The sequence below is a fragment of the Streptomyces sp. NPDC088554 genome, from assembly GCF_044752945.1.
Taxonomy (GTDB): domain Bacteria; phylum Actinomycetota; class Actinomycetes; order Streptomycetales; family Streptomycetaceae; genus Streptomyces.
Genome location: NZ_JBIVMF010000009.1, coordinates 71,553 through 93,749 on the forward strand (window position 1 = coordinate 71,553; position 22,197 = coordinate 93,749).

22 protein-coding genes and 1 pseudogene are annotated in these 22,197 nt (G+C 71.6%); 10 read left to right on the forward strand and 13 right to left on the reverse strand.

The genetic code is table 11. From position 1 onward, the window contains the following. Positions 1-88 precede the first annotated feature (88 nt). Complete coding sequence (locus ACIP8W_RS13065; RefSeq protein WP_401954419.1) at positions 89-1,723, forward strand: alkaline phosphatase D family protein; 1,635 nt, start codon at positions 89-91, stop codon at positions 1,721-1,723. A gap of 39 nt (positions 1,724-1,762) precedes the next feature. On the opposite strand, the gene ACIP8W_RS13070 is transcribed toward ACIP8W_RS13065, so the two are convergent. Next, complete coding sequence (locus ACIP8W_RS13070) at positions 1,763-2,758, reverse strand: Gfo/Idh/MocA family protein (RefSeq protein ID WP_401954416.1); 996 nt, start codon at positions 2,756-2,758, stop codon at positions 1,763-1,765. A gap of 87 nt (positions 2,759-2,845) precedes the next feature. Here ACIP8W_RS13070 and ACIP8W_RS13075 point away from each other — a divergent pair, with 87 nt between their 5' ends. After that, positions 2,846-4,189: a multidrug effflux MFS transporter gene (locus ACIP8W_RS13075; RefSeq protein WP_402202964.1), complete on the forward strand. Its 1,344-nt coding sequence runs from the start codon at positions 2,846-2,848 to the stop codon at positions 4,187-4,189. Positions 4,190-4,457: 268 nt separating this feature from the next. After that, positions 4,458-5,507, forward strand: coding sequence for a small ribosomal subunit Rsm22 family protein (locus ACIP8W_RS13080; protein ID WP_401954587.1), 1,050 nt, complete (start codon positions 4,458-4,460; stop codon positions 5,505-5,507). Here ACIP8W_RS13080 and ddaH read toward each other — a convergent pair. After that, positions 5,487-6,311, reverse strand: a complete 825-nt coding sequence (gene ddaH / locus ACIP8W_RS13085; protein WP_402202966.1) for a dimethylargininase — start codon at positions 6,309-6,311, stop codon at positions 5,487-5,489. The genes ACIP8W_RS13080 and ddaH overlap by 21 nt on opposite strands. 167 nt (positions 6,312-6,478) lie before the next feature. Here ddaH and ACIP8W_RS13090 point away from each other — a divergent pair, with 167 nt between their 5' ends. Both ACIP8W_RS13090 and ACIP8W_RS13095 read left to right on the forward strand, forming a co-directional pair. Next, entirely contained in the window at positions 6,479-7,180 is a 702-nt protein-coding gene (locus tag ACIP8W_RS13090; protein WP_402202968.1) for a TetR/AcrR family transcriptional regulator, read from the forward strand. 298 nt (positions 7,181-7,478) lie between these two features. Next, positions 7,479-8,234: a bifunctional DNA primase/polymerase gene (locus ACIP8W_RS13095; protein ID WP_401954404.1), complete on the forward strand. Its 756-nt coding sequence runs from the start codon at positions 7,479-7,481 to the stop codon at positions 8,232-8,234. Between the two features lie 160 nt (positions 8,235-8,394). Here ACIP8W_RS13095 and ACIP8W_RS13100 read toward each other — a convergent pair whose 3' ends face one another. The 5 genes and pseudogenes from ACIP8W_RS13100 to ACIP8W_RS13120 all read right to left on the reverse strand — a co-directional run. Next, positions 8,395-9,315 (reverse strand): hypothetical protein, encoded by a 921-nt coding sequence (locus ACIP8W_RS13100; RefSeq protein ID WP_401954401.1) that lies wholly within the window; start codon positions 9,313-9,315, stop codon positions 8,395-8,397. Continuing rightward, positions 9,260-10,234 carry an iron uptake transporter permease EfeU gene (gene efeU / locus ACIP8W_RS13105; protein WP_401954398.1) on the reverse strand — a complete coding sequence of 325 codons (975 nt, stop codon included), beginning with the start codon at positions 10,232-10,234 and terminating at the stop codon, positions 9,260-9,262. Before efeU ends, ACIP8W_RS13100 begins: the two co-directional genes overlap by 56 nt. Before the next feature lie 70 nt (positions 10,235-10,304). Then, the gene (efeB, locus tag ACIP8W_RS13110; RefSeq protein WP_402202970.1) at positions 10,305-11,567 is read right to left on the reverse strand and encodes an iron uptake transporter deferrochelatase/peroxidase subunit; all 1,263 of its coding nucleotides are present in this window, start codon (positions 11,565-11,567) and stop codon (positions 10,305-10,307) included. Between the two features lie 77 nt (positions 11,568-11,644). After that, positions 11,645-12,784 carry an iron uptake system protein EfeO gene (efeO, locus tag ACIP8W_RS13115; RefSeq protein WP_401954392.1) on the reverse strand — a complete coding sequence of 380 codons (1,140 nt, stop codon included), beginning with the start codon at positions 12,782-12,784 and terminating at the stop codon, positions 11,645-11,647. 288 nt (positions 12,785-13,072) lie between these two features. Next, positions 13,073-13,246 (reverse strand): annotated as a pseudogene (locus ACIP8W_RS13120) (hemin ABC transporter ATP-binding protein); the annotation flags it as partial. Positions 13,247-13,356: 110 nt separating this feature from the next. Between ACIP8W_RS13120 and ACIP8W_RS13125 the strand changes: the two are divergent. Both ACIP8W_RS13125 and ACIP8W_RS13130 read left to right on the forward strand, forming a co-directional pair. Continuing rightward, the gene (locus tag ACIP8W_RS13125; protein ID WP_401954389.1) at positions 13,357-13,482 is read left to right on the forward strand and encodes a hypothetical protein; all 126 of its coding nucleotides are present in this window, start codon (positions 13,357-13,359) and stop codon (positions 13,480-13,482) included. 8 nt (positions 13,483-13,490) lie between these two features. Next, positions 13,491-14,150: a PhzF family phenazine biosynthesis protein gene (locus ACIP8W_RS13130; RefSeq protein WP_401954386.1), complete on the forward strand. Its 660-nt coding sequence runs from the start codon at positions 13,491-13,493 to the stop codon at positions 14,148-14,150. Between the two features lie 115 nt (positions 14,151-14,265). Here ACIP8W_RS13130 and ACIP8W_RS13135 read toward each other — a convergent pair whose 3' ends face one another. Next, complete coding sequence (locus ACIP8W_RS13135) at positions 14,266-14,937, reverse strand: heme oxygenase (biliverdin-producing) (RefSeq protein ID WP_401954584.1); 672 nt, start codon at positions 14,935-14,937, stop codon at positions 14,266-14,268. Between the two features lie 265 nt (positions 14,938-15,202). Further along, the gene (gene map, locus ACIP8W_RS13140; protein WP_401954383.1) at positions 15,203-16,060 is read right to left on the reverse strand and encodes a type I methionyl aminopeptidase; all 858 of its coding nucleotides are present in this window, start codon (positions 16,058-16,060) and stop codon (positions 15,203-15,205) included. Between the two features lie 58 nt (positions 16,061-16,118). Here map and ACIP8W_RS13145 point away from each other — a divergent pair, with 58 nt between their 5' ends. Beyond that, positions 16,119-16,355 carry a hypothetical protein gene (locus ACIP8W_RS13145; RefSeq protein WP_401954380.1) on the forward strand — a complete coding sequence of 79 codons (237 nt, stop codon included), beginning with the start codon at positions 16,119-16,121 and terminating at the stop codon, positions 16,353-16,355. 61 nt (positions 16,356-16,416) lie between these two features. Here the strand turns inward: ACIP8W_RS13145 and ACIP8W_RS13150 are convergent, their stop codons facing one another. Together ACIP8W_RS13150 and ACIP8W_RS13155 are read right to left on the reverse strand one after the other, a co-directional pair. Continuing rightward, positions 16,417-17,805, reverse strand: coding sequence for an MFS transporter (locus ACIP8W_RS13150; protein ID WP_401954377.1), 1,389 nt, complete (start codon positions 17,803-17,805; stop codon positions 16,417-16,419). Between the two features lie 199 nt (positions 17,806-18,004). Beyond that, positions 18,005-18,616 (reverse strand): hypothetical protein, encoded by a 612-nt coding sequence (locus ACIP8W_RS13155; protein WP_401954375.1) that lies wholly within the window; start codon positions 18,614-18,616, stop codon positions 18,005-18,007. Positions 18,617-18,709: 93 nt separating this feature from the next. Between ACIP8W_RS13155 and npdG the strand changes: the two genes are divergently transcribed. Continuing rightward, positions 18,710-19,432, forward strand: coding sequence for an NADPH-dependent F420 reductase (gene npdG / locus ACIP8W_RS13160; protein WP_401954373.1), 723 nt, complete (start codon positions 18,710-18,712; stop codon positions 19,430-19,432). Between the two features lie 82 nt (positions 19,433-19,514). On the opposite strand, the gene ACIP8W_RS13165 is transcribed toward npdG, so the two are convergent. After that, positions 19,515-20,951 (reverse strand): hydrolase, encoded by a 1,437-nt coding sequence (locus ACIP8W_RS13165; RefSeq protein WP_402202974.1) that lies wholly within the window; start codon positions 20,949-20,951, stop codon positions 19,515-19,517. Between the two features lie 173 nt (positions 20,952-21,124). On the opposite strand from ACIP8W_RS13165, the gene ACIP8W_RS13170 reads away from it, so the two are divergent. Further along, positions 21,125-21,301 carry a hypothetical protein gene (locus tag ACIP8W_RS13170; RefSeq protein WP_401954368.1) on the forward strand — a complete coding sequence of 59 codons (177 nt, stop codon included), beginning with the start codon at positions 21,125-21,127 and terminating at the stop codon, positions 21,299-21,301. A 19-nt stretch (positions 21,302-21,320) separates the two neighbouring features. Here ACIP8W_RS13170 and ACIP8W_RS13175 read toward each other — a convergent pair whose 3' ends face one another. Further along, on the reverse strand, positions 21,321-22,127 hold the full coding sequence (locus ACIP8W_RS13175; protein ID WP_401954366.1) for a site-2 protease family protein: 807 nt from the start codon (positions 22,125-22,127) through the stop codon (positions 21,321-21,323). Positions 22,128-22,197 lie beyond the last annotated feature (70 nt).

Below are 22,197 nucleotides of genomic sequence, written 5' to 3' on the forward strand. Positions count from 1 at the left end.
ATCCATGTTGCGTACGCGACAACAGGGCGCCGCCGCCCCCCGCTGCACTGCAAAAGGACGCAGTCAACCGCCTTCAGGGGAAGGGCACATGACCCCAGCACACCGTCACGCACCCGAACTCAGAGCCGCCGCCCGGCGCCTCGGCCGCCGCCGGTTCCTGATGACCGGCACCGGGGCCGCCGCCGCGCTGGCCTTCAGCGTCGGCCTGCCCGTCGCGGGCGTCGCGGGCGCCGCCGAACTGGACGCCCGGCGGATCGCCACGGACCCGTTCACCCTGGGCGTCGCCTCCGGCGACCCGCGCCCGGACGGTGTGCTGCTCTGGACCCGGCTGGCGCCCAGCCCGTACCAGGCCGACAGCGGACTCCCGGCGAGCCGGGTCTCCGTACAGTGGGAGCTGGCCCACGACGCGGCCTTCACCCGGCTCGCCGCGAGCGGACAGACCGACGCGCACCCCGAGTTCCACCACAGTGTGCGCGTCGATGTCCCCGGCCTGGAACCCGGCCGCGTCTACCACTACCGCTTCCGCGCCGGTACGTGGATCAGCCCCGTCGGCCGCACCCGCACCGCCCCCGCGCCCGGCGCCGAGGTCGGCAGGATGAAGCTGGCCGCCGTGTCCTGCCAGGCGTACCACGACGGGTACTTCACCGCGTACGGCCATCTCGCGCGGGAGGACGTCGATGTCGTCCTCCACCTCGGCGACTACCTGTACGAGTACGCCGTGACCGCCACCGGCGGCGCCCGCGCCTACACCGACCGCACACTGCCCGCGCACTACAACCGCGAGACGGTCACACTGGAGGACTACCGGCTGCGGTACGGCCTCTACAAGACCGACCCCGACCTCGCCCGCGCCCACGCCGCCCACCCCTTCGTCGTCACCTGGGACGACCACGAGACCGAGAACAACTACGCCGGCGACATCCCCGAGAACGACGTACCGCCCGAGGAATTCCTGCTCCGCAGGGCCTCCGCCTACCGTGCCTACTGGGAGAACCAGCCACTGCGCACACCCCAGCGCCCCACCGGCCCCGACATGCGGCTCTACCGGCGCCTCGACTTCGGACGGCTCGCGCGGTTCGACATCCTCGACACCCGGCAGTACCGCTCCGACCAGGCGTACGGCGACGGCTGGCAGCTCCCGGGACCCGAGTCCGAGGACCCGGCGCGCACCATGACCGGCGCGACGCAGGAGCGCTGGCTGCTGGACGGCTGGCGCGCCTCCACCGCGACCTGGAACGTCGTACCGCAACAGGTGACCTTCGCCCGGCGCCGCGACCGTGCCACCGCCGGGTACCAGGTGTCGATGGACGCCTGGGACGGCTATCCGGCATCCCGGCGGCGGCTCCTGGACGGGGCGGGCGCGGCCGGGATCCGGAACCTCATGGTGCTGACCGGCGATGTGCACACCGCGTACGCCTACGACCTCAAGCAGGACTGGGACGACCCGGACTCGCGCACCCTCGGCACCGAGATCGTGGCCACGTCCATCTCCAGCGGCAAGGACGGCACACCCCGGCCCGCCAACTGGGCCACCCTCCTGGGCGCCAACCCGCACATGCGGTTCTACCAGGGACAGCGCGGTTACGTGACGGTGGAACTGTCCGCAGAGCAGGCGCGCGCCGACTTCCGGGCGGTCGCCGCCGTCACCACCCCGGGCGCCCCGGTCACGACGGTGGGTTCCTTCGTGACCGAGGCGGGCAACCCGGGGCTCAGGCCGGTCTAGGGGTTCGGGCCGGTCCAGCGCTCGGGCACCGCCCAGGGCTCAGCCGGCATCCACCGGGTAGCGGACGCCGATGCGCTCCCGTACCGCGTCGAGCGTCCGCATCACCGCCAGCGTGCCGTCCAGCGGGACGAGCGGGGACTCGCCCTCGCCCGCCCGCAGACAGCGCATCGCCTCGGCCGCCTCGTGCTGGAGGCCGTGCAGACCGCTCTCCGCCGTGAACTCCTCGGGCTCGGCGCCCGACCGGTGCAGCACGAAACGCTCCGTGGCGAAGAAACCGGCGGGCACCTCGATACGGCCCGCCGTGCCCGTCACCGCCGCCGTCGACGGCGTACCCGCCGTGACCGAACACGCCAGCAGCGCCGTCGCCCCCGCATCCCAGCCCAGCAGCATCCCGGTGTTCAGATCGACCCCCTCGGGCGAGATCAGCGCATCCGCCTGTACGCGGTCGGGCTCGCCCAGCAGCAGATGCGCGAACGACACCGGATACACCCCGAGGTCCAGCACCGCCCCGCCGCCCAGCGCCGGATCGCGCAGCCGGTGGTCCGGGGCGAACGGCCCCTGGAGGCCGAAGTCGGCCTGCACCGTACGGACTTCGCCGATCGCGCCGTCCCGTACCAGCTCGGCCAGCCGGCGGATCACCGGATTGCAGTACATCCACATGGCCTCCATCAGGAACAGGCCGCGCTCCCGGGCGAGCGAGACCAGCTCCCCGGCCTCCCGGGCATCGAGGGTGAACGCCTTCTCGCAGAGCACCGGCCTGCCCGCCGACAGCGCCCGCCCGGCGGCGGCCCGGTGCGCGGAGTGCGGAGACGCGACGTACACGATGTCCACCTCCTCGTCCGCGAACAGCGACGCCTGGTCGCCGTAGGCCCGGGGGATCCCGAACCGTCCCGCGAACTCCTGCGCCGCGTCCCCGCTCCGTGACGCCACCGCGACGATCTCGGCATCCGGCAGCTCCCCCACCTCGGTGACGAAACGTTCGGCGATCCCCCCGGTCGCCACCACTCCCCAGCGCACCACAGACTCCGTGGCCATTACGTGCCCCCCTACGCTTCGACGACTCCGGAAAACGTTTCGACGACTCCGGATGAGCTGAGAGCATAGGTGCGCAATCGACTACCCATGGAGACCCGGATGCCGGACGGCGGCCGCACCACCGAGGGACGAGACACCCGAGAAGCCCATATAACGCCAGGACAGAGCCGTCCGGCGCGCCTCACCACCCCCGACAACCACCCCGGCGCCGCGCGCCGTGCCGGGCTGCTGTTCACCCTGATACTCGGCGGGCTGACGGCCGTGCCGCCGCTCTCCATGGACATGTACCTCCCGGCGCTGCCGGAGGTCAGCGGCTCCCTCGGCGCGAGCGCCGCCACCGCGCAGGTCACCCTCACCGCCTGTCTGCTCGGCATGGCGCTCGGCCAGATCATCGTCGGCCCGATGAGCGACCGGTGGGGACGGCGCAGGCCGCTGCTGCTCGGCATGTTCGTCTATATCTTCGCCACCGCCTTCTGCGCCCTCGCCCCCACCGTCCCCCTCCTCATCGGCTTCCGGCTGCTCCAGGGGCTGGCGGGCGCGGCGGGCATCGTCATCGCCCGCGCGGTGGTGCGCGATCTGTACGACGGCCTTGAGATGGCCCGGTTCTTCTCCACCCTGATGCTGATCTCCGGCGTCGCTCCGATCATCGCGCCCGTGATCGGTGGCCAGGTGCTGCGCGTCACCGACTGGCGCGGCATCTTCGTCGTGCTCACCGTGATCGGCGTCCTGCTCACCTTCGTCGTCTGGAAGTGGCTGTACGAGACGCTGCCGCCGGAGAAGCGGCACAGCGGCGGGGTCGGCTCCGCGCTGCGCACCATGCGCGGCCTGCTCGCCGACCGGATCTTCACCGGCTACATGCTGGCGGGCGGGCTGGCCTTCGCCGCGCTGTTCGCGTACGTCGCGGCCTCCCCGTTCGTCGTCCAGGAGATCTACGGTGCCTCGCCGCAGACCTTCAGCCTGCTCTTCGGCATCAACTCCGTCGGCCTGATCGCCGCCGGCCAGATCAACGGCAAGATCCTCGTCGGCCGGGTCGCCCTGGACCGGGTGCTGGGCTTCGGACTGGTCGTCATCGCCCTCGCCTCGCTGGCGCTGCTGCTGATGACCAGCGGTGTGTTCGGCCAGGTGGGGCTGATCCCGATCGCGGTGGCGCTGTTCGTCCTGATGTCGGCGATGGGGCTCGCGCTGCCCAACACCAACGCCTCCGCGCTGATACGCACCCCGCACGCGGCGGGCTCGGCCTCGGCGCTCATCGGCACGGCGTCGTTCCTGATCGGTGCCGTCGCCTCACCGCTCGTCGGGATCGCGGGCGAGCGGACGGCAGTGCCCATGGCCGTCGTCCAGCTGGTGGCCTCGCTCGCCTCGCTCGGCTGCTTCGTGGGGCTCGTACGGCCGTGGCAGCACCGGACGCCGATGGAGCGCCCGGCCGCCTGACCGTTCGCGTACGTCGCCGCCCGACGGTCCGGTCCCCGCCGCAGGTGGCGAGCGTGAGCAGCAGCGCGAGTACGATCACCCAGGCCACCGGGGCCACCCGTACGACCCGCTGTCTCATTGGTTCCCCCGGGAAAGCCCGGCCCGACAAGGGCCGTAGCGTAGCAACTGCTCCCGATGGCGGAGCGGTTCGGTGCCGCATCGGTTCCGCGCCCGGACGGCGTACGCGCCGGCCCCGCCGCGCGTCTACGATTTGCCGGTGAACTCGCCGGTGAACGACACCCTCCCCACCTCGGAAGTCCTGCGGGCCGCGCTCGCCGGACTGCTCGAAGGACTGCCGCAGAAGCAGGCCGCGCAAGCCGTCGAACGGCTGATCGCCCACTACCGGGGCACCATCCCGACCGACGCGCCCGTCCTGCGCGACCGCTCGGACGTGGCCGCGTACGCCGCGTACCGGATGCCCGCGACCTTCGAGGCGGTACGGGCCGCGCTGGCGGGGCTGGCGGACGCGGCGCCCGGCTGGGCCCCCGGCAGCCATGTCGACGTGGGCGGCGGGACGGGGGCCGCGGTGTGGGCGGCGGACGCGGTGTGGGGCGGTGGTACGGGGTCCTCCCGTACCGGCGAGGGAGCCCCCCGTACCACCGCCGTCCTCGACTGGGCCGAGCCCGCGCTCGCGCTCGGCCGCGAGCTGGCGGCCTCCGGGGCGCCCGCGCTGCGCGCCGCCGCGTGGCGCCGGGAGCGGATCGGGGCCGCGCTGAAGCTGCCGGAGAGCGACCTCGTGACGGTCTCGTACGTACTGAACGAACTCACCGCCCCCGACAGGACCGCCCTCGTCGACGAGGCGGCGCGGGCCGCGCGGGCCGTGGTGATCGTGGAACCCGGCACCCCGGACGGCTATCTGCGGATCATCGAGGCCCGCGACCGGCTGATCGCGGCGGGCCTGCGGATCGCCGCGCCCTGCCCGCACAGCGGCGCCTGCCCGATCGAGGCGGGCACGGACTGGTGCCACTTCGCGGCGCGGGTCAGCAGGTCCTCGCTGCACCGCCAGATCAAGGGCGGCTCGCTGGCGTACGAGGACGAGAAGTTCGGCTACGTCGCGGCGGTACGGTTCGAGGCGCGTCCGGTACGGGCCCGGGTGACCCGTAAACCGCAGATCCGCAAGGGGCAGGTGCTGCTCGACCTGTGCACCGAGGGCGACGGGCTGACGCGCGGCACGGTCACCAAGCGGCACGGCCCGCTCTACCGGGCGGCCCGGGACACGGCGTGGGGCGACGCGTGGCCGCCCCACGACGACGGGGATTCAGCGGCTGCCGGGGCGTAGCTCCTGCGTACAGCACTTCACACTGCCGCCGCCCTTGAGCAGCTCGCCCAGGTCCATGCCGAGCGGTTCGTACCCCCGCGCGCGCAGGGGCGCGAAGAGCCCGGTGGCGGAGTGCGGCAGCAGGACATGACGGCCGTCGCCGACCGCGTTCAGCCCGAACGCCGCCGCGTCCGCCGCGTCGGCGATCAGGGCGTCGGGGAAGAGCCGGGCCAGGACGGCGCGGCTGCCGGGGGAGAAGGCGTCGGGGTAGTACATGATCTCGTCGGCCCTGTCGTCCAGGACGCACAGGGCCGTGTCCAGGTGGTAGTAGCGCGGGTCGACGAGGTCCAGGCCGATCACCGGACGCCCGAAGAACTCCTGCGCCTCCGCGTGCGCGTGCGGGCTCGCCCGGAAGCCGCGCCCGGCCAGCAGCCAGGAGGCGGTGACGGCGAAGTCGCCCTCGCCCTCGTTGATGTGCACGGGCTCCCGGATGTCCGCGTACCCGTGCGTACGGAACCACTCCAAATGCGCGGCCGCCTCGCCGTGGCGCTCCGGGTGGCGGAAGCGCGCGCCGAGGACCAGGCCGTCGATGACCGTGGCGCCGTTGGCGGCGAACACCATGTCGGGCAGGCCCGGCACGGGGTCCAGCAGCGAGACGGTGTGCCCGAGGGCGAGATGGCGGTCGCGCAGGTCCTCCCACTGGGCGAGGGCCAGCGCGGGGTCGACGGGCTTCTCCGGGTTCATCCAGGGGTTGATCGAGTACGTCACGTCGAAGTGGCGCGGCGGGCACATGAGATAGCTGCGGGGCGAGGCGTCACGGGGCAACGGGGGCTCCTCACGGAGGGGGTCGGCGCACTATGCGCCGATGTGGGAGCAATGGTCCGCCCGCCGGGGCTCGCGCGCTGTGCACCGTTCGGGTGGTTCGTCCGTACACCGGGCCGGGGGAGGGGCTTCGGGAGGGGGCTTTCGCCGCACGCCCTGGATTGAGCGCCATGGCTGAACGCGCTTCGAACAAGGCGCCGGACGAAGCGTCCGGCAGGGCTCCGGGCCCGGACGGGGCATCCACCGGTGGGTCCGGCCGGGCCCCCGGGTCCACCCGGCGGCGCAGCGAGCGCTCGCGCCGCGCGATCTACGACGCGGCGCTCGCGCTCGTCGGCGAGGTCGGTTACGCCAGGACCACCATCGAGGGCATCGCGGCCCGCGCCGGGGTCGGCAAGCAGACGATCTACCGCTGGTGGCCCTCCAGGGCGGCCGTACTGCTGGAGGCGTTCCTCGACCGCGCCGAACAGGCGGCCGGGGAGGCCGACGGCGGGGCGGGCATCGACGAGATCCCCGACACCGGTGACCTGGAGGCCGACCTCAAACTCGTCCTGCGCGCCACGGTCGACGAGATGAACAACCCCAAGTACGAGGTGCCCTCCCGCGCGCTCGCCGCCGAGGGCATCGTCGACGCCGAGCTGGGCGCCGAAATGGCCAGGAAGATGCTGGAACCACAGCTCCGGCTGTACATGGGGCGGCTGGCCGCGGCCCGGCCGGTGGAGGGCGTACTCCGGGGGCTCGATCTGCGGATCGCGCTGGAGCTGCTGGTCGGCCCCCTCGCCCACCGCTGGCTGCTGCGGACGGCGCCGTTGACACACGAGTACGCGGACACGGTCGTCGAATACGCGCTGTACGGCCTGGCCCCGCGCGGCTGATTCCCGGAGGGTGGCCCGGGGTGGCCGGGGGGCCGGCTGGAGGGCCGGGCGGGGGGCGCGCGGGGGCGCGTAGGTGCATGGGGGGCGGGCATGGGGGGCGGGCGCGGGGCGGATGTGTCGAACGACACCGGTTTTCGCGCCCCGATCCCGGGCTTGATATCGGCACATAAGCCGCAATAAGGCCCGTGGTGTGGCATGGCCCCCCGTACCCCGGTTGGGGCTCTCGGCCATGTGAGGAGCAGGATGGTGCGACCATGAGGAGAGTCCGCAGGGACGAGCACGAGGTGTGAGGGGATAGATGGGCGACGATTTCGGCCGCTACCGCGGCACGGAGAGCAGGATTCCCCAGTGGCTGCGCAGGCGCCCCAAGAAGAGCGCCGGTGACGCCGCGTTCGACCAGGGAGACGCGGCGGGTCGTGAGGCGCTGCTCCTCGCCGTCGCCGACGCCGGTATGCCCGTCTCACCCGCGGCCCACCCGGTCGGCTACCGATGTTCCTGCGACCGCATCGGCTGTCCCACCCCCGCCAGGCACCCTCTCTCCTTCGCCTGGCAGACCCAGTCGACGACCGACCGGCCGCAGATCGAGCGCTGGGCGCGCAATCAGCCCGAGGCCAACTTCATCACCGCGACCGGCATGATCCACGACGTGCTCGACGTCCCCCTCGAAGCGGGCGGACGCGCGCTGGAGCGCCTGCTGGAGCGGGGCATCGACGTCGGCCCGGTGGCCGACTCCGGCGGCGACCGGATGCTCTTCTTCACGGCGACCCGGGGCACCCCCGAGGACGAGGACGAGTGGTGGCCCTGCGAGCTGGACTGCCACCCCGAGACCATGGACGAGCACCCGGGCCTGCGCTGGCACTGCCGGGGCAGCTACGTACTCGTCCCCCCGGCCCGGCTCCCCGGTGAGCTGTCCGTACGGTGGCTGCGCGGCCCGGAACACCCGCTGCCGGACCCGCTGACCCTGCTGGAGACCCTCACGGACGCGTGCGCGCGCTACGCGGGCGAGAACGGCGAGCTGGACCCGCACGCGGTGGCCTGGCCGCTGGGCCGCTAAAGGGGTCACCTCCCGGCCTGACCTGCCCAGGCACAACCTTCTGCAGCACGCCCCAGCACCAATCTGCTGTACGACCCCGGGGCCGGACTCCCGCCGCCCCGGGGAGACGGGCTCTCCACGGGCTCTGCGGCCCGCGCGACCTCCACGGCCCGCGCGACCTCTACGAGCCCTTCGCCGACACCACGCCCTGGAGCCGGCCCAGCACCCGCACCGTGGGGGTGGCCGCCGTCGCGCGCGGGACCAGGACCGACTGGCTGGAGATCCACTCCTTCGTCAACGACGTGGTCACCTCGCCCGTCATCAGCGCCTTGACGTCCGCGCTCACCTTCGGACGTACGCCCTTCGCGCCCGTCTGGCGCTCGAAGTAGCGCGTCGCGAAGAAGACCAGCGCCCCGCCGTCCTGTGTCGCCAGCCCCAGCGGGGCGAAGTCGCCCTCGGTCAGTGGCTGGTCGACGTACTGCGTGGCTATCCCGGGCAGCCGCGCGTTCTTCCTGCGCAGCTCCCGCCACTTGTCCGTGTGCGCGCCGCTCGCGAAGAGCGGCGGGGTGCCGTCGGTCAGGTACGTCGCGTAGTCCGCGCTCAGCGCCGCCGGCGGGGCCGCCAGCACCGTGCTGTCCGGTGCCACCGCCTCGCCCCAGCCGTCCGCGTCCTTCTTGAACGCGGGCACACCATGGGCGGGGAGGATGGTCAGATACGGGACCTTCCACCGGTCGTCGGGCCCGTTCCGTACGAAGACCAGGACCCAGCGGGTGTCCTGCGCCCCGCGGTCGTCCTTGTCGCGGTTGCTGTCGGTGTCCGCGACGAACCAGCGCGGCCAGCCCGCCTTCTTCGGGATCGTGAATCTGGCGTCGGCCAGCGCCAGCGGCTGGTGCGCCGGGTTCCCGTTCGGGTTGGTGACCGAACGGGCCTTCAGCCCGGCCTGGTTGATCGCGCCCAGCGCGCCGGAGACCCGGTCCGCGTCGAGCTTCGGATCGTACGCACTGTCCGCCGCGTTGTACGCGTCGGTGAAGTCCTTCAGCGCCTGTTCAGCCTCGGTCGCGTTCGCCGCCGGAACGACCGCCAGCTCCCCGTGCACCGTCATGCATCCGCTCGCCGTCAGCGACAGAACCGTCACCGTCGCGATCCCCGCCGCTACCCGAATCGGCTTTCTCGGCCTGCTCATCGGTCGCCTTCTGCTCCGTGGCCCTCACTGACCGTCCGAACCCTACCGGGGCGAGGAACAGCGCGAGCGTCGGGACCAGATACAGACACCACACGATCGCCTGGAGGACCGTCGGGTCGGGCTGGAAGTTGAAGACGCCCTTGAGGAGCGTGCCGTACCAGCTGTCCGGCGGGATCGTCGAGCTGATGTCGAAGGCCCTGTCCGACAACCCGCCCAGGAAACGCGCCTCCTGGAGGTCGTGCACCCCGTACGCGAGCACCCCCGCCGCGACGACCACCAGCATCCCGCCGGTCCAGGTGAAGAACTTCGACAGGTTGATCCGCAGCGCGCCCCGGTAGAACAGCCAGCCCAGCACCACCGCCGTACCGATGCCCAACAGCACCCCGATCAGCGGCGCGTACGTACCGTCCGAGGAGGCACGCACCGACGCCCAGACGAACAGCGCCGTCTCCAGCCCCTCCCGGCCCACGGCGAGGAAAGCCGTCGCGACCAGCGCGCCCGTCCCCATCCGGAGTGCGCTGTCGAGCTTCCCGTGCAGCTCGCTCCGCAGATGCCGGGCCGTCCGCCGCATCCAGAAGACCATCCAGGTCACCAGCGCCACCGCGACGATCGACAGCGAACCGCCGAGCGCCTCCTGCGCCTCGAACGTCAGCTCCTGAGAGCCGAATTCGAGCCCGAAACCGAAGGCGAGCGCGAGGGTGACGGCGACCCCGATACCGATCCAGATCGGCCGCAGCGCGTCACGCCGCTCCGTCTTCACCAGATACGCGATCAGGATGCAGACGACAAGGCAGGCCTCCAGCCCCTCGCGCAGACCGATCAGATAGTTCCCGAACACGCGGTTCCCTCATTCCTGCTTCTGCGGACTGCTGGCGGACTGTTTCGCCGACCTGCTGCTGCGTGTCGCCTCACGAGAACAGCGCCCGGCCCCACCAGTCGCCCTTGTCCCGGACGCCCGGCGGGATCGCGAAGACCGCTGAACCCACATGCTGGATGTACTCGTTGAGCGCGTCGGAACGCGCCAGCGCCTGCTGTACGGGGATGAAGGCGTCCCGTACATCACGCTGGTACGCCAGGAAGAACAGCCCCGCGTCGAGGCGGCCCAGCCCGTCCGTACCGTCCGTGAAGGAGTAACCGCGCCGCAGCATCCGTACCCCGTGGTGGGAGTCCGGGTGGGCGAGCCGCACATGCGCGGTCGGCAGCATCGCCCTGAGATCGGGCTTGTCGTGCTCGCGCGCCTTGCCGACCGCCGCGCCCTCGCCCTTGTCCCGGCCGAAGATGTCCTCCTGCTCCTGGAGGGAGGTGCGGTCCCAGCTCTCGATACGCATCGAGATCCGGCGGGCCACCAGGTAGGAGCCCCCGGTCAGCCAGTCCGCGCCGTCCTTCCCGCCCACCCAGACGTACCTGTCGAGCGCGTCGGTCTCCGTGACCGCGATGTTGTCGGTGCCGTCCTTGAAACCGAAGAGGTTACGAGGGGTCTGGGCATCCGGCGTGGTCGACGACGTCTTCCCGAAGCCGAGCTGCGACCAGCGCACCGCGACCTTCCCGAAGCCGATCCTGGCCAGATTGCGGATCGCGTGCACCGCGACCTGCGGATCGTCCGCACACGCCTGCACACAGAGATCGCCGCCGCCGCGCGCCGGGTCCAGGTTGTCGCCGGGGAACCTCGGCAGGTCCACCAGCGCGGCCGGACGCCGCGCGGCCAGCCCGAACCGGTCCTCGCCGTTCTTCGTGAACAGCCCCGGGCCGAACCCGATCGTCAGGGTCAGCCGGGACGGCCGCAGCCCGAGCGCCTCGCCCGTGTCGTCGGGCGGCGCCTCCGGCAGTCCGCCGTACGCGCCCTCACCGACCGCATGCCCCGCCGTCATCCGCTCGGCGGCCCGCGTCCACTCCTTGAGCAGCTGGACCAGCTCCGCGCGGTCGTCCGTCGTCACATCGAACGCGGCGAAGTGCAGCCGGTCCTGTACGGGGGTGGCGATCCCCGCCTGATGGACCCCGTGGAACGCGACCCCCGCGCCCGTGTCGGAGGCGGGCGCCGTGGCCTCCTTGTCCCGCAGGACCACCGCCGCGCCCCCGGCCGCGGCGGCGCCGAGCGCGAGCCCGGCACCGCCCCAGCCGAGGAGCGCACGGCGGGAGGGCGGCGCGCCCTCCGCGCCCTCCGCGGGCTTCACCGGGGACGTACCCGCGGATGCCTCCGCAGACGTCTCTTCCGGTTCTGAGCTCTTCTCTGATTTCTCGTCGGACATGGCTACTTGACCACGGCCGCGGCGAGCTTGGAGAGCGGCTCGGCCAGCGCGTTCACACCGTCCGACAGCTCCTTGCGCTGCTCCTTGCCGACCTTCTCGTACGAGGTGAACTCGTAGGAGTCCGCGCCGTCGCGGTACTGGTCGAGCAGCTTGTTCAGCGCGGCGAACTGCTTGTCCAGCTCGGTCACCAGCGCCGGGTCGTTCTTCTTCGCGACGGGCTTGAGCAGCTCGTACGACTCCTGCGCGCCCTCGACGTTCGCCTTGAAGTCCACCAGATCGGTGTGGCTGTAGCGCTCCTCCTCGCCGGTCACCTTCCCGGAGGCGACCTCGTCGAGCAGCTCCTTGGCGCCGTTGGCCATCGAGGTCGGGGTGATCTCCGCCCTGCCGACGCGCTTCTGCCAGTCGAGGAGGTCCTTGTCGAGCGTGTCGGCGAGCACGGTGGCGTCCTTGCCGAGCTTCTTGTCCTGCCAGAGTTCCTTCTCCAGCCGGTGCCAGCCGGTCCACTTCTGGCCGGGCTCCAGACCGTCGGCGCGCACATCGACCTTCGGGTCGATGTCACCGAACGACTCGGCCACCGGCTCGGTCCGCTCCCAGCCGATCCGCGAGGGCGCGTACGCCTTCTTCGCGGCCTCGATGTTCCCCGCGCGCACGGCGTCGGTGAAGACCTTCACCTTCGGCAGCGTCTCGTCCGCCTGCTCCTGCACGTACTTGCGGTACGCGGCGACCGCGGCGTCCATCTCCGGGCTGCGCGTGGCCGTCCTGCCGCCGGTGACGGTGACCTTCTGGCGGATGCCGTCGCCCTTCATCCCGGGCTTGCAGGCGATCTCGTACGTACCGGCCTTGACCTCGGCGGTGACCTTGGCCTTGGTGCCGGGGCCGATGTTCTCGCGCTCGGTGACGATCCGGTCGTCGGGGAAGAGGAGGTAGACCTCGGTGACCTTGGAGCCCTTGTTCTCGATGGCCAGCTCGACATGGCCGGCCGGGAACTCCTTCTTGGAGACCTCGCAGGAGGTGTCCTTCGCGATGACCTGGACGGCGCCGTCGCCGGCCTTGGTGTCGCTCTTCTCGGCGCAGCCCGTGACGACGGTCAGGGCGGCCACCGCGGCGGTGGCGGTGACAACGGAGAGGCGGGCGGGTCGCATACGGGCTCCACGATGGAAGGAGATGGAAGGAATGGACGTGGCCGGAAGGTGGGGGTCGCATTGACCGGAAGCAACAGAACCAGCGCGGCTTAACTTAACCGAGGCTTACCTTAGTAATGTTGTTTCGTCCAGTGATTCAGCTCTCATTGGCGTCTGTGGGCTTATGTCGGATACGGACGGGTCACGGAGGTCCCCGGACTGCGCCATGGGGCGGTCAAAAATGGGTCAAGGGCGTTTCGGGTCGGCGTGCTTTGGATCGAGACCGTCTCGCGATGACCGCGTTTTGGATCAAGTGCGTTTGGGGACCACCACGGGCGCGCCCGTGCGCGGATGCGGGAAGACCTCGACGGGCTGCCGGTAGACCCGGCTGAGCAGCTCGTCGCCGAAGACCTCGGCGGGCGGGCCCTCGGCCGCGATCCGCCCGTCGTGCAGGACGGCGACCCGGTCCGCGTGGGAGCAGGCCGACGAACGAGATGATCCCGGCCACCGCGACCGCCGCCGCCCCGCCCCGAACGCCCCCACCACGTAACGAACCCCCGTCCCCCGGCTGTTTACCCCGAGGGCGCGCGCCGGTGAGGCGGCTCGAAGCGGTGGCGGTCGCCGTGGGGGCCGTGGTCGTGATCCTCGCCGTGGCCGTGGCGACGGCCGGCAGGGGTGAGGCCGTGCCGGGGTCGGGGGAGGCCGCCGGTGGTGTTTGAATGCTCCGGTGACTGACATCGACGTACTCAGTGTCTTCTGCGGGGCCGACGGCCGGCACGGCAATACGCTCGGCGTCGTCCGCGAGGGCCGGCGCCACCCCGACCGGGCGGCCCGGCAGGCCATCGCCGCCCGGCTCGGCTACAGCGAGACCGTGTTCGTCGACGACCCGGACCGGGGCGTGGTCGACATCTACAGCCCGGGGCTGCGGCTCCCCTTCGCCGGGCATCCGCTCGTCGGTACGGCCTGGCTGCTCGACCTGGAGTTCGTGAACCCGCCCGCCGGGGAGGTCTGGGCGCGCCAGGACGGCGAGTTCACCTGGATCACGGCCCGCCCCGAGTGGGCGCCGCCGCGCATCCTCCAGCAGTACGGGTCCGCCGCCGAGGTCGACGCGCTGCCCGCCCCGCCGCCCGGGGAGGGCTGGCTGTACGCCTGGGCCTGGGAGGACGAGGCGGCGGGCCGGGTCAGGGCCCGCGCCTTCCCGCGCCGGGACGACGGCATCGTCGAGGACGAGGCGACCGGCGCGGCGGCCCTGCTCCTCACGGAGCAGCTCGGCCGCGCGCTGAACATCATGCAGGGCCGGGGATCGCAGCTCATCACCGCACCCGGCCCCGACGGGTGGATCGAGATCGGCGGCCGGGTGCGGTTGCTCTCCGCGGATCCGCGATAAGCCGACCCGCGACAAGCCAGCCGCCGACAAGCCGGCCGTCGACAAGCCGATCCGCGACAAGCCGACCCGCGACAAACCGGCCGGACGGTCTACGCGCTCGCCGCGCTTACCGCGCTCACGCGCTCAGCGGGAAACTCGCCCCCAGCTCGCGGAAGACCGCCCCGTTGAAGGCGAACGCGCGCTTGCACTCGTCGATGATCCGCTGCTTCTCCAGGTCGTCCGCCGCGACAGCGTCCAGCAGCTCGCGGTAACCCCGCTTGAACGCGGCCGGGTTGGGGATCTCCTCGAAGACGTAGAACCGCACACCGTCGCCCTTGCGCTCGAAGCCCCAGGTCTTCTCCGCGGTGTCGCGGATGATCTGGCCGCCGGAAAGGTCTCCGAGGTAGCGGGTGTAGTGGTGCGCCACGAAGCCGCCGGGCCAGGTCCGCGCGCACTCCTCGACGCGCGCGGCGTACGCGGCGGTCGCGGGCAGCGGTTCGAGGTCCGCGCGCCAGCCGGCGCCGCGCAGATGGGTCAGGTCGCGTTCCAGCTGGGGGGTGCGCGCCAGCTCGGGCTGTATGAAGGGGCCGGCGACCGGGTCGTTCCGCAGGGCCTCGGAGGCGCCTTCCAGGGCGCGGTAGACGTACCACAGCTGCTCGGTGTAGCGGGTGTACGCCTCCACCCCGAGGCGGCCGCCGAGCATGTCGCTCATGAACGTCGAGGTCTCGGCCGCGGTGTGCTGTTCGTGCGAGGCGACCCGGATGAGCGTGGAGAACGGGGTGGGCGTGGCGGCGGCTGTTGCGTCCAGCGTTGCGTCCAAGGCGGGCCTCCGGAGACCTGAGGGGGAGACGGGAAGCGGGCGAGTGCCGGCCGGTGGTGCTGTACGTGGCGGCACGGGCGGCCCGCCATGACCGATACTCTTACTTAGGCTTACCTAAGTCAACTGCTTCCCGACGTCCTGTCGGTAAAAAACCTACTCCTCGTGTCGCGAGGGGCAACCCGTCGGGACATAAGGGGACGAAGGGATGAAGGGGCCAAGAGATGAAGGGACGGGCGGTGTGTGCGGATACAGGTCAGGGCAGCGTGAGGATTTCCGTGCCCGTCTCCGTCACCACCAGCGTGTGCTCGAACTGCGCGGTGCGCTTGCGGTCCTTCGTCACCACGGTCCAGCCGTCCGCCCACATGTCGTGCTCGTAGGTACCGAGGGTGAGCATCGGCTCGATCGTGAACGTCATCCCCGGCTTGATCACCGTGGTCGCGTGCGGGCTGTCGTAGTGCGGGACGATCAGCCCGGAGTGGAAGGACGTGTTGATCCCGTGCCCGGTGAAGTCCCTGACGACGCCGTACCCGAACCGCTTGGCGTACGACTCGATGACCCGCCCGATGATGTTGATCTGGCGGCCGGGCACCACGGCCTTGATGGCCCGGTTCAGTGACTCGCGGGTCCGCTCGACCAGCAGCTTCGACTCCTCGTCGACATCGCCGCACAGATACGTGGCGTTGTTGTCGCCGTGCACACCGTTGATGTACGCGGTGACGTCCAGGTTGACGATGTCACCGTCCCGGAGCACCGTGGTGTCCGGGATGCCGTGGCAGATGACCTCGTTGACCGAGGTGCACAGGGATTTGGGGAAGCCGCGGTAGCCGAGCGTCGAGGGGTAGGCCCCGTGGTCGCACATGTACTCGTGCGCGACCCGGTCCAGCTCGTCCGTGGTCACCCCCGGTGCGATGTGCTTCGCGGCCTCTTCCATCGCCCGCGCGGCGATACCCCCGGCGATCCGCATCAGCTCGATCGTTTCGGCGGTCTGTACTTCCGGCCCGGTGTACGGGGTGGGGCCGGGCTTCCCGACGTACTCGGGGCGCCGGATCTTTCCGGGGACGGAACGGACGGGAGAGATCTCCCCTGGTACGAGGAGCGACTGACCAGACATGCCGACGAGTCTATCGAGCGGAAGTGGGGCAGCATGGCGAGGGAGAAAGGTGGGGACGATGGCCCTGTTCAAGAAGCGCACGGTGGGTAAGCCCGGTGAGTGGTACTACTGCCTGAAGCACCAGAAGGTCGAGGAGGGCCCCGAGTGTCCCGCCAAGGACCGCTTCGGCCCGTACACCACCCCGCAGGAGGCGGAACGCGCGATGAGCACCGCGCGCGAACGCAACCTGGAGTGGGAGACCGACCCCAAGTGGCACGACCCGAAGCGGAGCGACGGGAGCGACGAGCCGGAGTGACCCCGGCCGGGGACGCCGCCGCCTGAGCGGTCGAGCCATGGCAGCCCGACCGCTCGGGCGCTCAGCCGGCCGCCGCCTCCGCTGCTTCCGCCTCCGCCGCCTCCGCCGCTTTCTGGGCGCGGCGGCGCTGCGCGTCCTCGTCCGTGTCGGCGTCGTACGTCAGCAGCTTCGGCAGTACGGCGGCGAGCAGCCCCACCGCCGCCACGCACGCCAGCCCGCCGCTCCAGATCGCCGGGCGGGTGCCGGTCCAGCCCGCCACCGCGCCCGCGCGGACCTGGCCGAGCTGGGGGCCGCAGCTGTACGACAGCACCTCGATGCCCGCGAGCCTGCCCCGGAACTCCTCCGGGATGGTCTGGTTCCAGAGCGTCATACGGGCCAGCCCGCTGATCTGGTCGCCGCCGCCCGCCACCACCAGACAGAGCAGGACCAGCCAGATATCGGCCGTCAGCCCGGTCGCCGCCATCGCCAGCCCCCACCCGGCCGCGCCCAGCACCACCATCAGCCCGTGCCTGCGGACCCGGGAGGCCCAGCCGCTGGTGAGGCTCACCAGAATCGAGCCGAGCGGGATCGCCCCGTACATCAGCCCCAGTGCCCAGTCCGCGTCGAGGTCCTGCGCCAGGAACGGGAAGATCGCCAGCGGGAAGGCGAAGAACATCGCGGCCAGGTCGATCACGTACGTCCCCAGCAGGACCGGCTTGCTCCACGCGTACCGCGCGCCCTCCACGATCGCGCGCAGCGACGGGCTCCGGGCCTCGTGCGAGGGCGGCGCGGGCGACAGCCGCAGACACAGCAGTACGGAGACGGCGAACCCGGCGACGGTGACGGCGTACGCCGGGGGCATGCCCGCGTACGCCACGACGACGCCCGCCAGCGCCGGGCCCGCGATGGCCCCGAACTGCCAGCGCAGCGCGTTGAGCGCGGCGGCGGCGGTCAGCTGGTCGTGCGGCACGATCCGCGCGATCAGCGAGTCCAGGGCCGGGCGCTGGATGCCCGCCAGCGCGGACACCCCGGCGGCGACCACGTACAGCGGCCAGAGCGCGGGGCCCGGGAGCAGCGCGTTCGCCAGGAGTACGACGGCCAGCACGCCGAGCCCGGCCTCGGACAGGAGGATCAGCCTGCGCCGGTCGACGGCGTCGGCCAGGGCGCCGCCGTACAGCCCGAAGACGATCAGTGGGAGCAGCTCGACGGCGCCCATCGCGCCCACCGCGAGCGGCGAGTCGGTGAGGTGCTTGATCTGGAGGGGCAGCGCGACCATGGCCATGGCGCTGGCGAAGTACGTCACCAGGCCCTGGACCCAGAGCAGCCGGAAGTCCCGGGAGGAGCGGAAGGGGGCGAAGTCCGGGAGGACCGCACGGAGTTTCCCGGGACCTGACGGCTCGATGGATTCTCCCGAAGGGGGTTCGGTACCGGGTGTTTCCGTGCCGGGTGTTTTCGTGCCGGGTGTTTTCATACGGGGTGGTTCGGGCCTGGACGATTCGGGCCCGGGCTTCTCGGGGCAGGGCGATTCCGTACCGGGCGGCTCGGTACCGGGCTCTCCTGCCGCGGGCTTTTCGGCCGGCTTCTCCGGGGCGGGGTTCTCGGTCACGAGACGCCATGCTCTGCGCTCACCGTCACCCGGGCAAGCCAATAAGAACGGTGGTCGACACCGGTCACCAGCGGGCGGGCGGTGGCGCCGTGAGCTGGTCGGCCAGTCGGGAGAGCCGGTCCCGCAGCCGTCGCCGGCCGCGTGGGGACGGCAGGCTGTTCTCCCCGGTCGCCGCGGCCACCAGGTGCTGCACGGTGTCCAGGTCCACCCCCTGCGCCGCGTCCGGTCCGGTGACCGTCAGCGCGTCGTGGGCCAGGGAGCGCATCTCCGCGTCGCCGCCGTCCAGGGACAGCACGGTCGCCCCGGCCCGCCGGGCGTCGTACACCCGCTCCAGCAGCCCGCCGTCCGGCCGTTCCGGGGCCACGACGAGCAGCGTCTCGCCCCGGCCCGCCGCCTCCAGCCTGCCCAGCCCGACGGCCAGATGGGCCGGGTCGCCGGGGCGCACCCGGTGCCGTACCAGCGTCGGATTCAGCTCGGGCTGCCCGGACCACGCGGCCTCGTCGACCAGATGGGCGGCCAGGTGCCAGGGCTCGTACTCCTCGGTCCCGACCAGCAGCAGCCCGCCACCCGCCGGTACGACGGAGGAGCGCAGCGCCCCCGCGAACCGGCGGGTCGCGGCGGGCCAGGCGGTCCCGGCGAGCACTTCACGGAGCAGGGCGACGCGTACGGCATCCATGGGCCCGCATCCTGCCGCAGCATCGGGTGCGGCGTGGCGGCTCGTGACCGCGGTCACCCGAACGGGCGCCCACCGGCACGTATCGTCGGCTCCATGACTTCAACGGACAGTGGCAGTACGCCTCCGACCCCCGCCAAGGCCCCGGCCAGGGACCCCTGGGACCTCCCCGATGTCTCGGGCCTCGTCGTCGGTGTCCTCGGCGGCACCGGCCCGCAGGGACGCGGCCTCGCCTACCGGCTGGCTCTCGCCGGACAGAAAGTGATCATCGGTTCCCGGGCCGCCGAGCGCGCCGAGGAGGCCGCCGCCGAGCTGGGCAACGGCATCGAGGGCGCCGACAACTCCGCCTGCGCGAGCCGCAGTGACGTGGTCATCGTGGCCGTACCGTGGGACGGGCACGCCAAGACCCTGGAGTCCCTCCGGGAGGAGCTGGCGGGCAAGCTCGTCATCGACTGCGTCAACCCGCTCGGCTTCGACAAGAAGGGCGCCTACGCGCTCAAGCCCGAGGAGGGCAGCGCCGCCGAGCAGGCCGCCGCCCTGCTGCCGGACTCGCGGGTGACCGCCGCGTTCCACCACCTGTCGGCGGTGACCCTCCAGGACCCGGCGGTCGAGCGCGTCGACACCGATGTGATGGTCCTCGGCGAGGTGCGCGCGGACACCGACCTCGTCCAGGCGCTGGCGGGCCGGATCCCGGGCATGCGCGGGGTCTTCGCCGGACGGCTGCGGAACGCCCACCAGGTGGAGTCGCTGGTGGCCAACCTGATCTCGGTGAACCGCCGTTACAAGGCGCACGCCGGGCTGCGCGTGACGGACATCTGACGTCCGGTACCTGTGTCTGATGTGGCGGTGGGGGGTACGGGCAAGCGCCCGTACCCCCCACCGCCAACCACCGCACGGCTTGTCACACAGTGAACTTGACCGCTTCGATCCACTTCTGACGGCTCACGTCCCCGCCGAAGATCCAGCGGATGTCACCCTCCGATGTGGAGCACGACATGTTGTACCACCCGTTGTCCTGGAGGCGCGGGGTGACGCAGACACTGCCCTCGCCGACCCCGACCCCGATCCCGGACAGATCCAGTTCCTTGTCGCCGACCGTCCCGATGTAGAGGTCGACGCCGTCGGCGGCGCTCTTCCAGTCCTTCTCCCAGTCCGTCTTGCGGATCAGGCCGTTGGCGCTGACGCCCTTGACCCCGGCCACCGCGATATTGACGCCCTCGACGACCTTGCCCTGGCCCTCCGTGCCGGACACAACGCCGTCGCAGACGGGGTCCTGCCAGCCGAGGTCGCGCAGATAGGTCCGGTAGCAGATGTGCCGGCCGGGCTCGGACGCCTGGAGCTTCTGGACGGCGATGGCCGCGGTGTTCTCGGGTGGCGCGGCCGGCTTCTCCTCCTCGGGCTCGGCGGGGGCCTTCGCGCCGCCGCCGTCACCGCCGCCGCTGTCGCTCTCCTTCTCCTCGACGGGAGGCGCGGGCTCCACTACCGGGGCCTGGGGCTCGGGCGGCGAGACGGTGGGCGGCTGCTCGGTCGGCAGCGGGGGCGCCGGGGCGGGCAGCGCGCTCGCGGCGACCGACTGGGACTGCGGCTGGGCGAGGGTGGCGACCTTCGGTTTGTACGCGAACCAGAGGCCGACGAAGGCGATCGCCAGCGTCAGGAGCACCCCCAGGAAGGTGGCGAGCCAGCGCGGCAGGACGCCCCGCTGCACGTACATGCCCTCCACGTCGAGCCGGGTGGTCCCGGACCGCTGCACGCCCAGCTGGTACGGCCGCTCCTCCTTCGGGCCGAACCAGGTGATCGCCTTCGGCTTGAGCAGCGCGTCCACGAAGACCGCGCGCCCCGGCTCGATCTGCACGTTGGCGGGGTGGATCTCGTACGAGAGCTGGTCGCCGTTGTCGGAGCCGCTGAGCGACACGGTCAGCTTGGTGTTGCCGAGGTTGTCGATGGCGAGCTTGGGCCGCCCCCGGAACCGTCCCTTCACGGTGGGCGGGACCAGCTCCGTCCGTATCTCCGTGAACGGGGTGATCGTCAGATTCCCCTCCGGCACGGTGACCGCCTCGGGATGCTCCGTCGGCACGATCCGCACGCCGTACGGGTTCGGCCCGGCGGTCGCGTCCGGGGTGCGCGGCGGCGCGAAGGTGAGCCGGACGGTCCCGGTCGTGCCGGGGAAGAGCCGGATCGAGGCGGGTTCGACGGTGATGTACGGGGCGATTTCCCCCACCGGGGTGAAGTGGTACTCGTCGACGACGTCACCGGTGTTGCGCAGCCGCAGTCGCACGGTGGTCGTGGAGCCGGGGTCCACGGAGGTCGACGCGGGCTCAAGAGAAGTCCATAGGCTCACGCGCCGACGTTAGTGGGGCATCAGGTCGTCGGTCAGGAAGCCGGGGGGCGCACTGTTCTGCCCGAAGGACCGAAGAATCTGCCCTTCCGCCCTTCCCCGTAAACTTGCGCGAGCCCCAGCCGTCCGGAGCCCGGCCCCGGACCCCCGGACACCCCCGACAGGAGCCGCCGCCCATGCCCCGCCTCGCTCTGTACGCCCTCCTCATGTGTGCCCTCACGGTCGCCGCGGCCGTGGTCTCCTTCGTCCAGGGCAGTCTGCTCGGGATCGTCTGGGTGCTGCTGGCCGGGCTCTCGTCGAACATGGCCTGGTACTACCTCCGCAGGGCGAAGATGGAGCGGGCGGCGCGTTGATCCGTACCACTTTCATCGGCTACTGGCTGATCGGGCCGCAGACGAATTCATTGCGGTCCGTCCAGAAGCTGAACAGATTCCTCCCGCAGTAGCTCTCCAGCTCCGAGACGCCGAGCCCGCGCAGAATCGCGTCGATCGCGTCGAAGAAGGCCCCGTTCACCTCGGGGATGAACAGGATGCCGAAGACGGCCAGCAGCCCGAACGGGGCGAACGGCTCGACCTGACGGCGGAACTTGTACGACAGCCAGGGCTCGACCATGCCGTAGCCGTCCAGCCCCGGGACCGGCAGGGAGTTCAGGATCGCCGCCGTGACCTGGAGCAGCGCGAGGAAGCCCAGCGCGTAACGGAAGGCGAGCGGCACACCGGCCAGGGCGTCGAGCCAGAACGGGGCGGTGCAGACGATCGCGAACAGGACGTTCGTCAGGGGGCCGGCGGCGGAGATCAGGCTGTGCTTCCAGCGACCCTGGATGCGGTGGCGCTCGATGAAGACGGCGCCGCCCGGCAGGCCGATACCGCCCATGATCACGAAGATCACCGGGAGCACGATGCTCAGCAGCGCGTGCGTGTACTTGAGCGGGTTGAGCGTCAGATAGCCCTTCGCCCCGATCGAGATATCGCCGCTGTGCAGGGCGGTGCGGGCGTGCGCGTACTCGTGCAGACAGAGCGAGGTGATCCAGGCCCCCGTCACGAACAGGAAGACCCCGATCCCGGCGTTCGCGGAGAAACCCGTCCACACCGCCCAGCCCGCGACCGCGGTGACGGCGACGATACCCAGGAAGACGGGGGAGATCCGCCGGTCGTGGTTCCGGACGCTGGTGATGGTCATGGCGGGTCTCCCGGGACGGTGCTGCCGGTGGTGGTCGGGCCTGCCCGACCGTACAGAAAGAAGGTGACGG

What these genes read in the sequence shown, in the direction of transcription:
- ACIP8W_RS13145 (WP_401954380.1), top strand. Translation starts at nt 16,119, where the DNA reads ATGGCCCTGTTCAAGAAGCGCACGGTGGGTAAGCCCGGTGAGTGGTAC.
- ACIP8W_RS13150 (WP_401954377.1), bottom strand. Translation starts at nt 17,805, where the DNA reads ATGAAAACACCCGGCACGAAAACACCCGGCACGGAAACACCCGGTACC.
- efeO (WP_401954392.1), bottom strand. Translation starts at nt 12,784, where the DNA reads ATGCGACCCGCCCGCCTCTCCGTTGTCACCGCCACCGCCGCGGTGGCC.
- ACIP8W_RS13155 (WP_401954375.1), bottom strand. Translation starts at nt 18,616, where the DNA reads ATGGATGCCGTACGCGTCGCCCTGCTCCGTGAAGTGCTCGCCGGGACC.
- ACIP8W_RS13075 (WP_402202964.1), top strand. Translation starts at nt 2,846, where the DNA reads ATGGAGACCCGGATGCCGGACGGCGGCCGCACCACCGAGGGACGAGAC.
- ACIP8W_RS13175 (WP_401954366.1), bottom strand. Translation starts at nt 22,127, where the DNA reads ATGACCATCACCAGCGTCCGGAACCACGACCGGCGGATCTCCCCCGTC.
- map (WP_401954383.1), bottom strand. Translation starts at nt 16,060, where the DNA reads ATGTCTGGTCAGTCGCTCCTCGTACCAGGGGAGATCTCTCCCGTCCGT.
- ACIP8W_RS13070 (WP_401954416.1), bottom strand. Translation starts at nt 2,758, where the DNA reads ATGGCCACGGAGTCTGTGGTGCGCTGGGGAGTGGTGGCGACCGGGGGG.
- ACIP8W_RS13100 (WP_401954401.1), bottom strand. Translation starts at nt 9,315, where the DNA reads ATGACGGTGCACGGGGAGCTGGCGGTCGTTCCGGCGGCGAACGCGACC.
- ACIP8W_RS13090 (WP_402202968.1), top strand. Translation starts at nt 6,479, where the DNA reads ATGGCTGAACGCGCTTCGAACAAGGCGCCGGACGAAGCGTCCGGCAGG.
- ACIP8W_RS13095 (WP_401954404.1), top strand. Translation starts at nt 7,479, where the DNA reads ATGGGCGACGATTTCGGCCGCTACCGCGGCACGGAGAGCAGGATTCCC.
- ACIP8W_RS13065 (WP_401954419.1), top strand. Translation starts at nt 89, where the DNA reads ATGACCCCAGCACACCGTCACGCACCCGAACTCAGAGCCGCCGCCCGG.
- npdG (WP_401954373.1), top strand. Translation starts at nt 18,710, where the DNA reads ATGACTTCAACGGACAGTGGCAGTACGCCTCCGACCCCCGCCAAGGCC.
- ACIP8W_RS13170 (WP_401954368.1), top strand. Translation starts at nt 21,125, where the DNA reads ATGCCCCGCCTCGCTCTGTACGCCCTCCTCATGTGTGCCCTCACGGTC.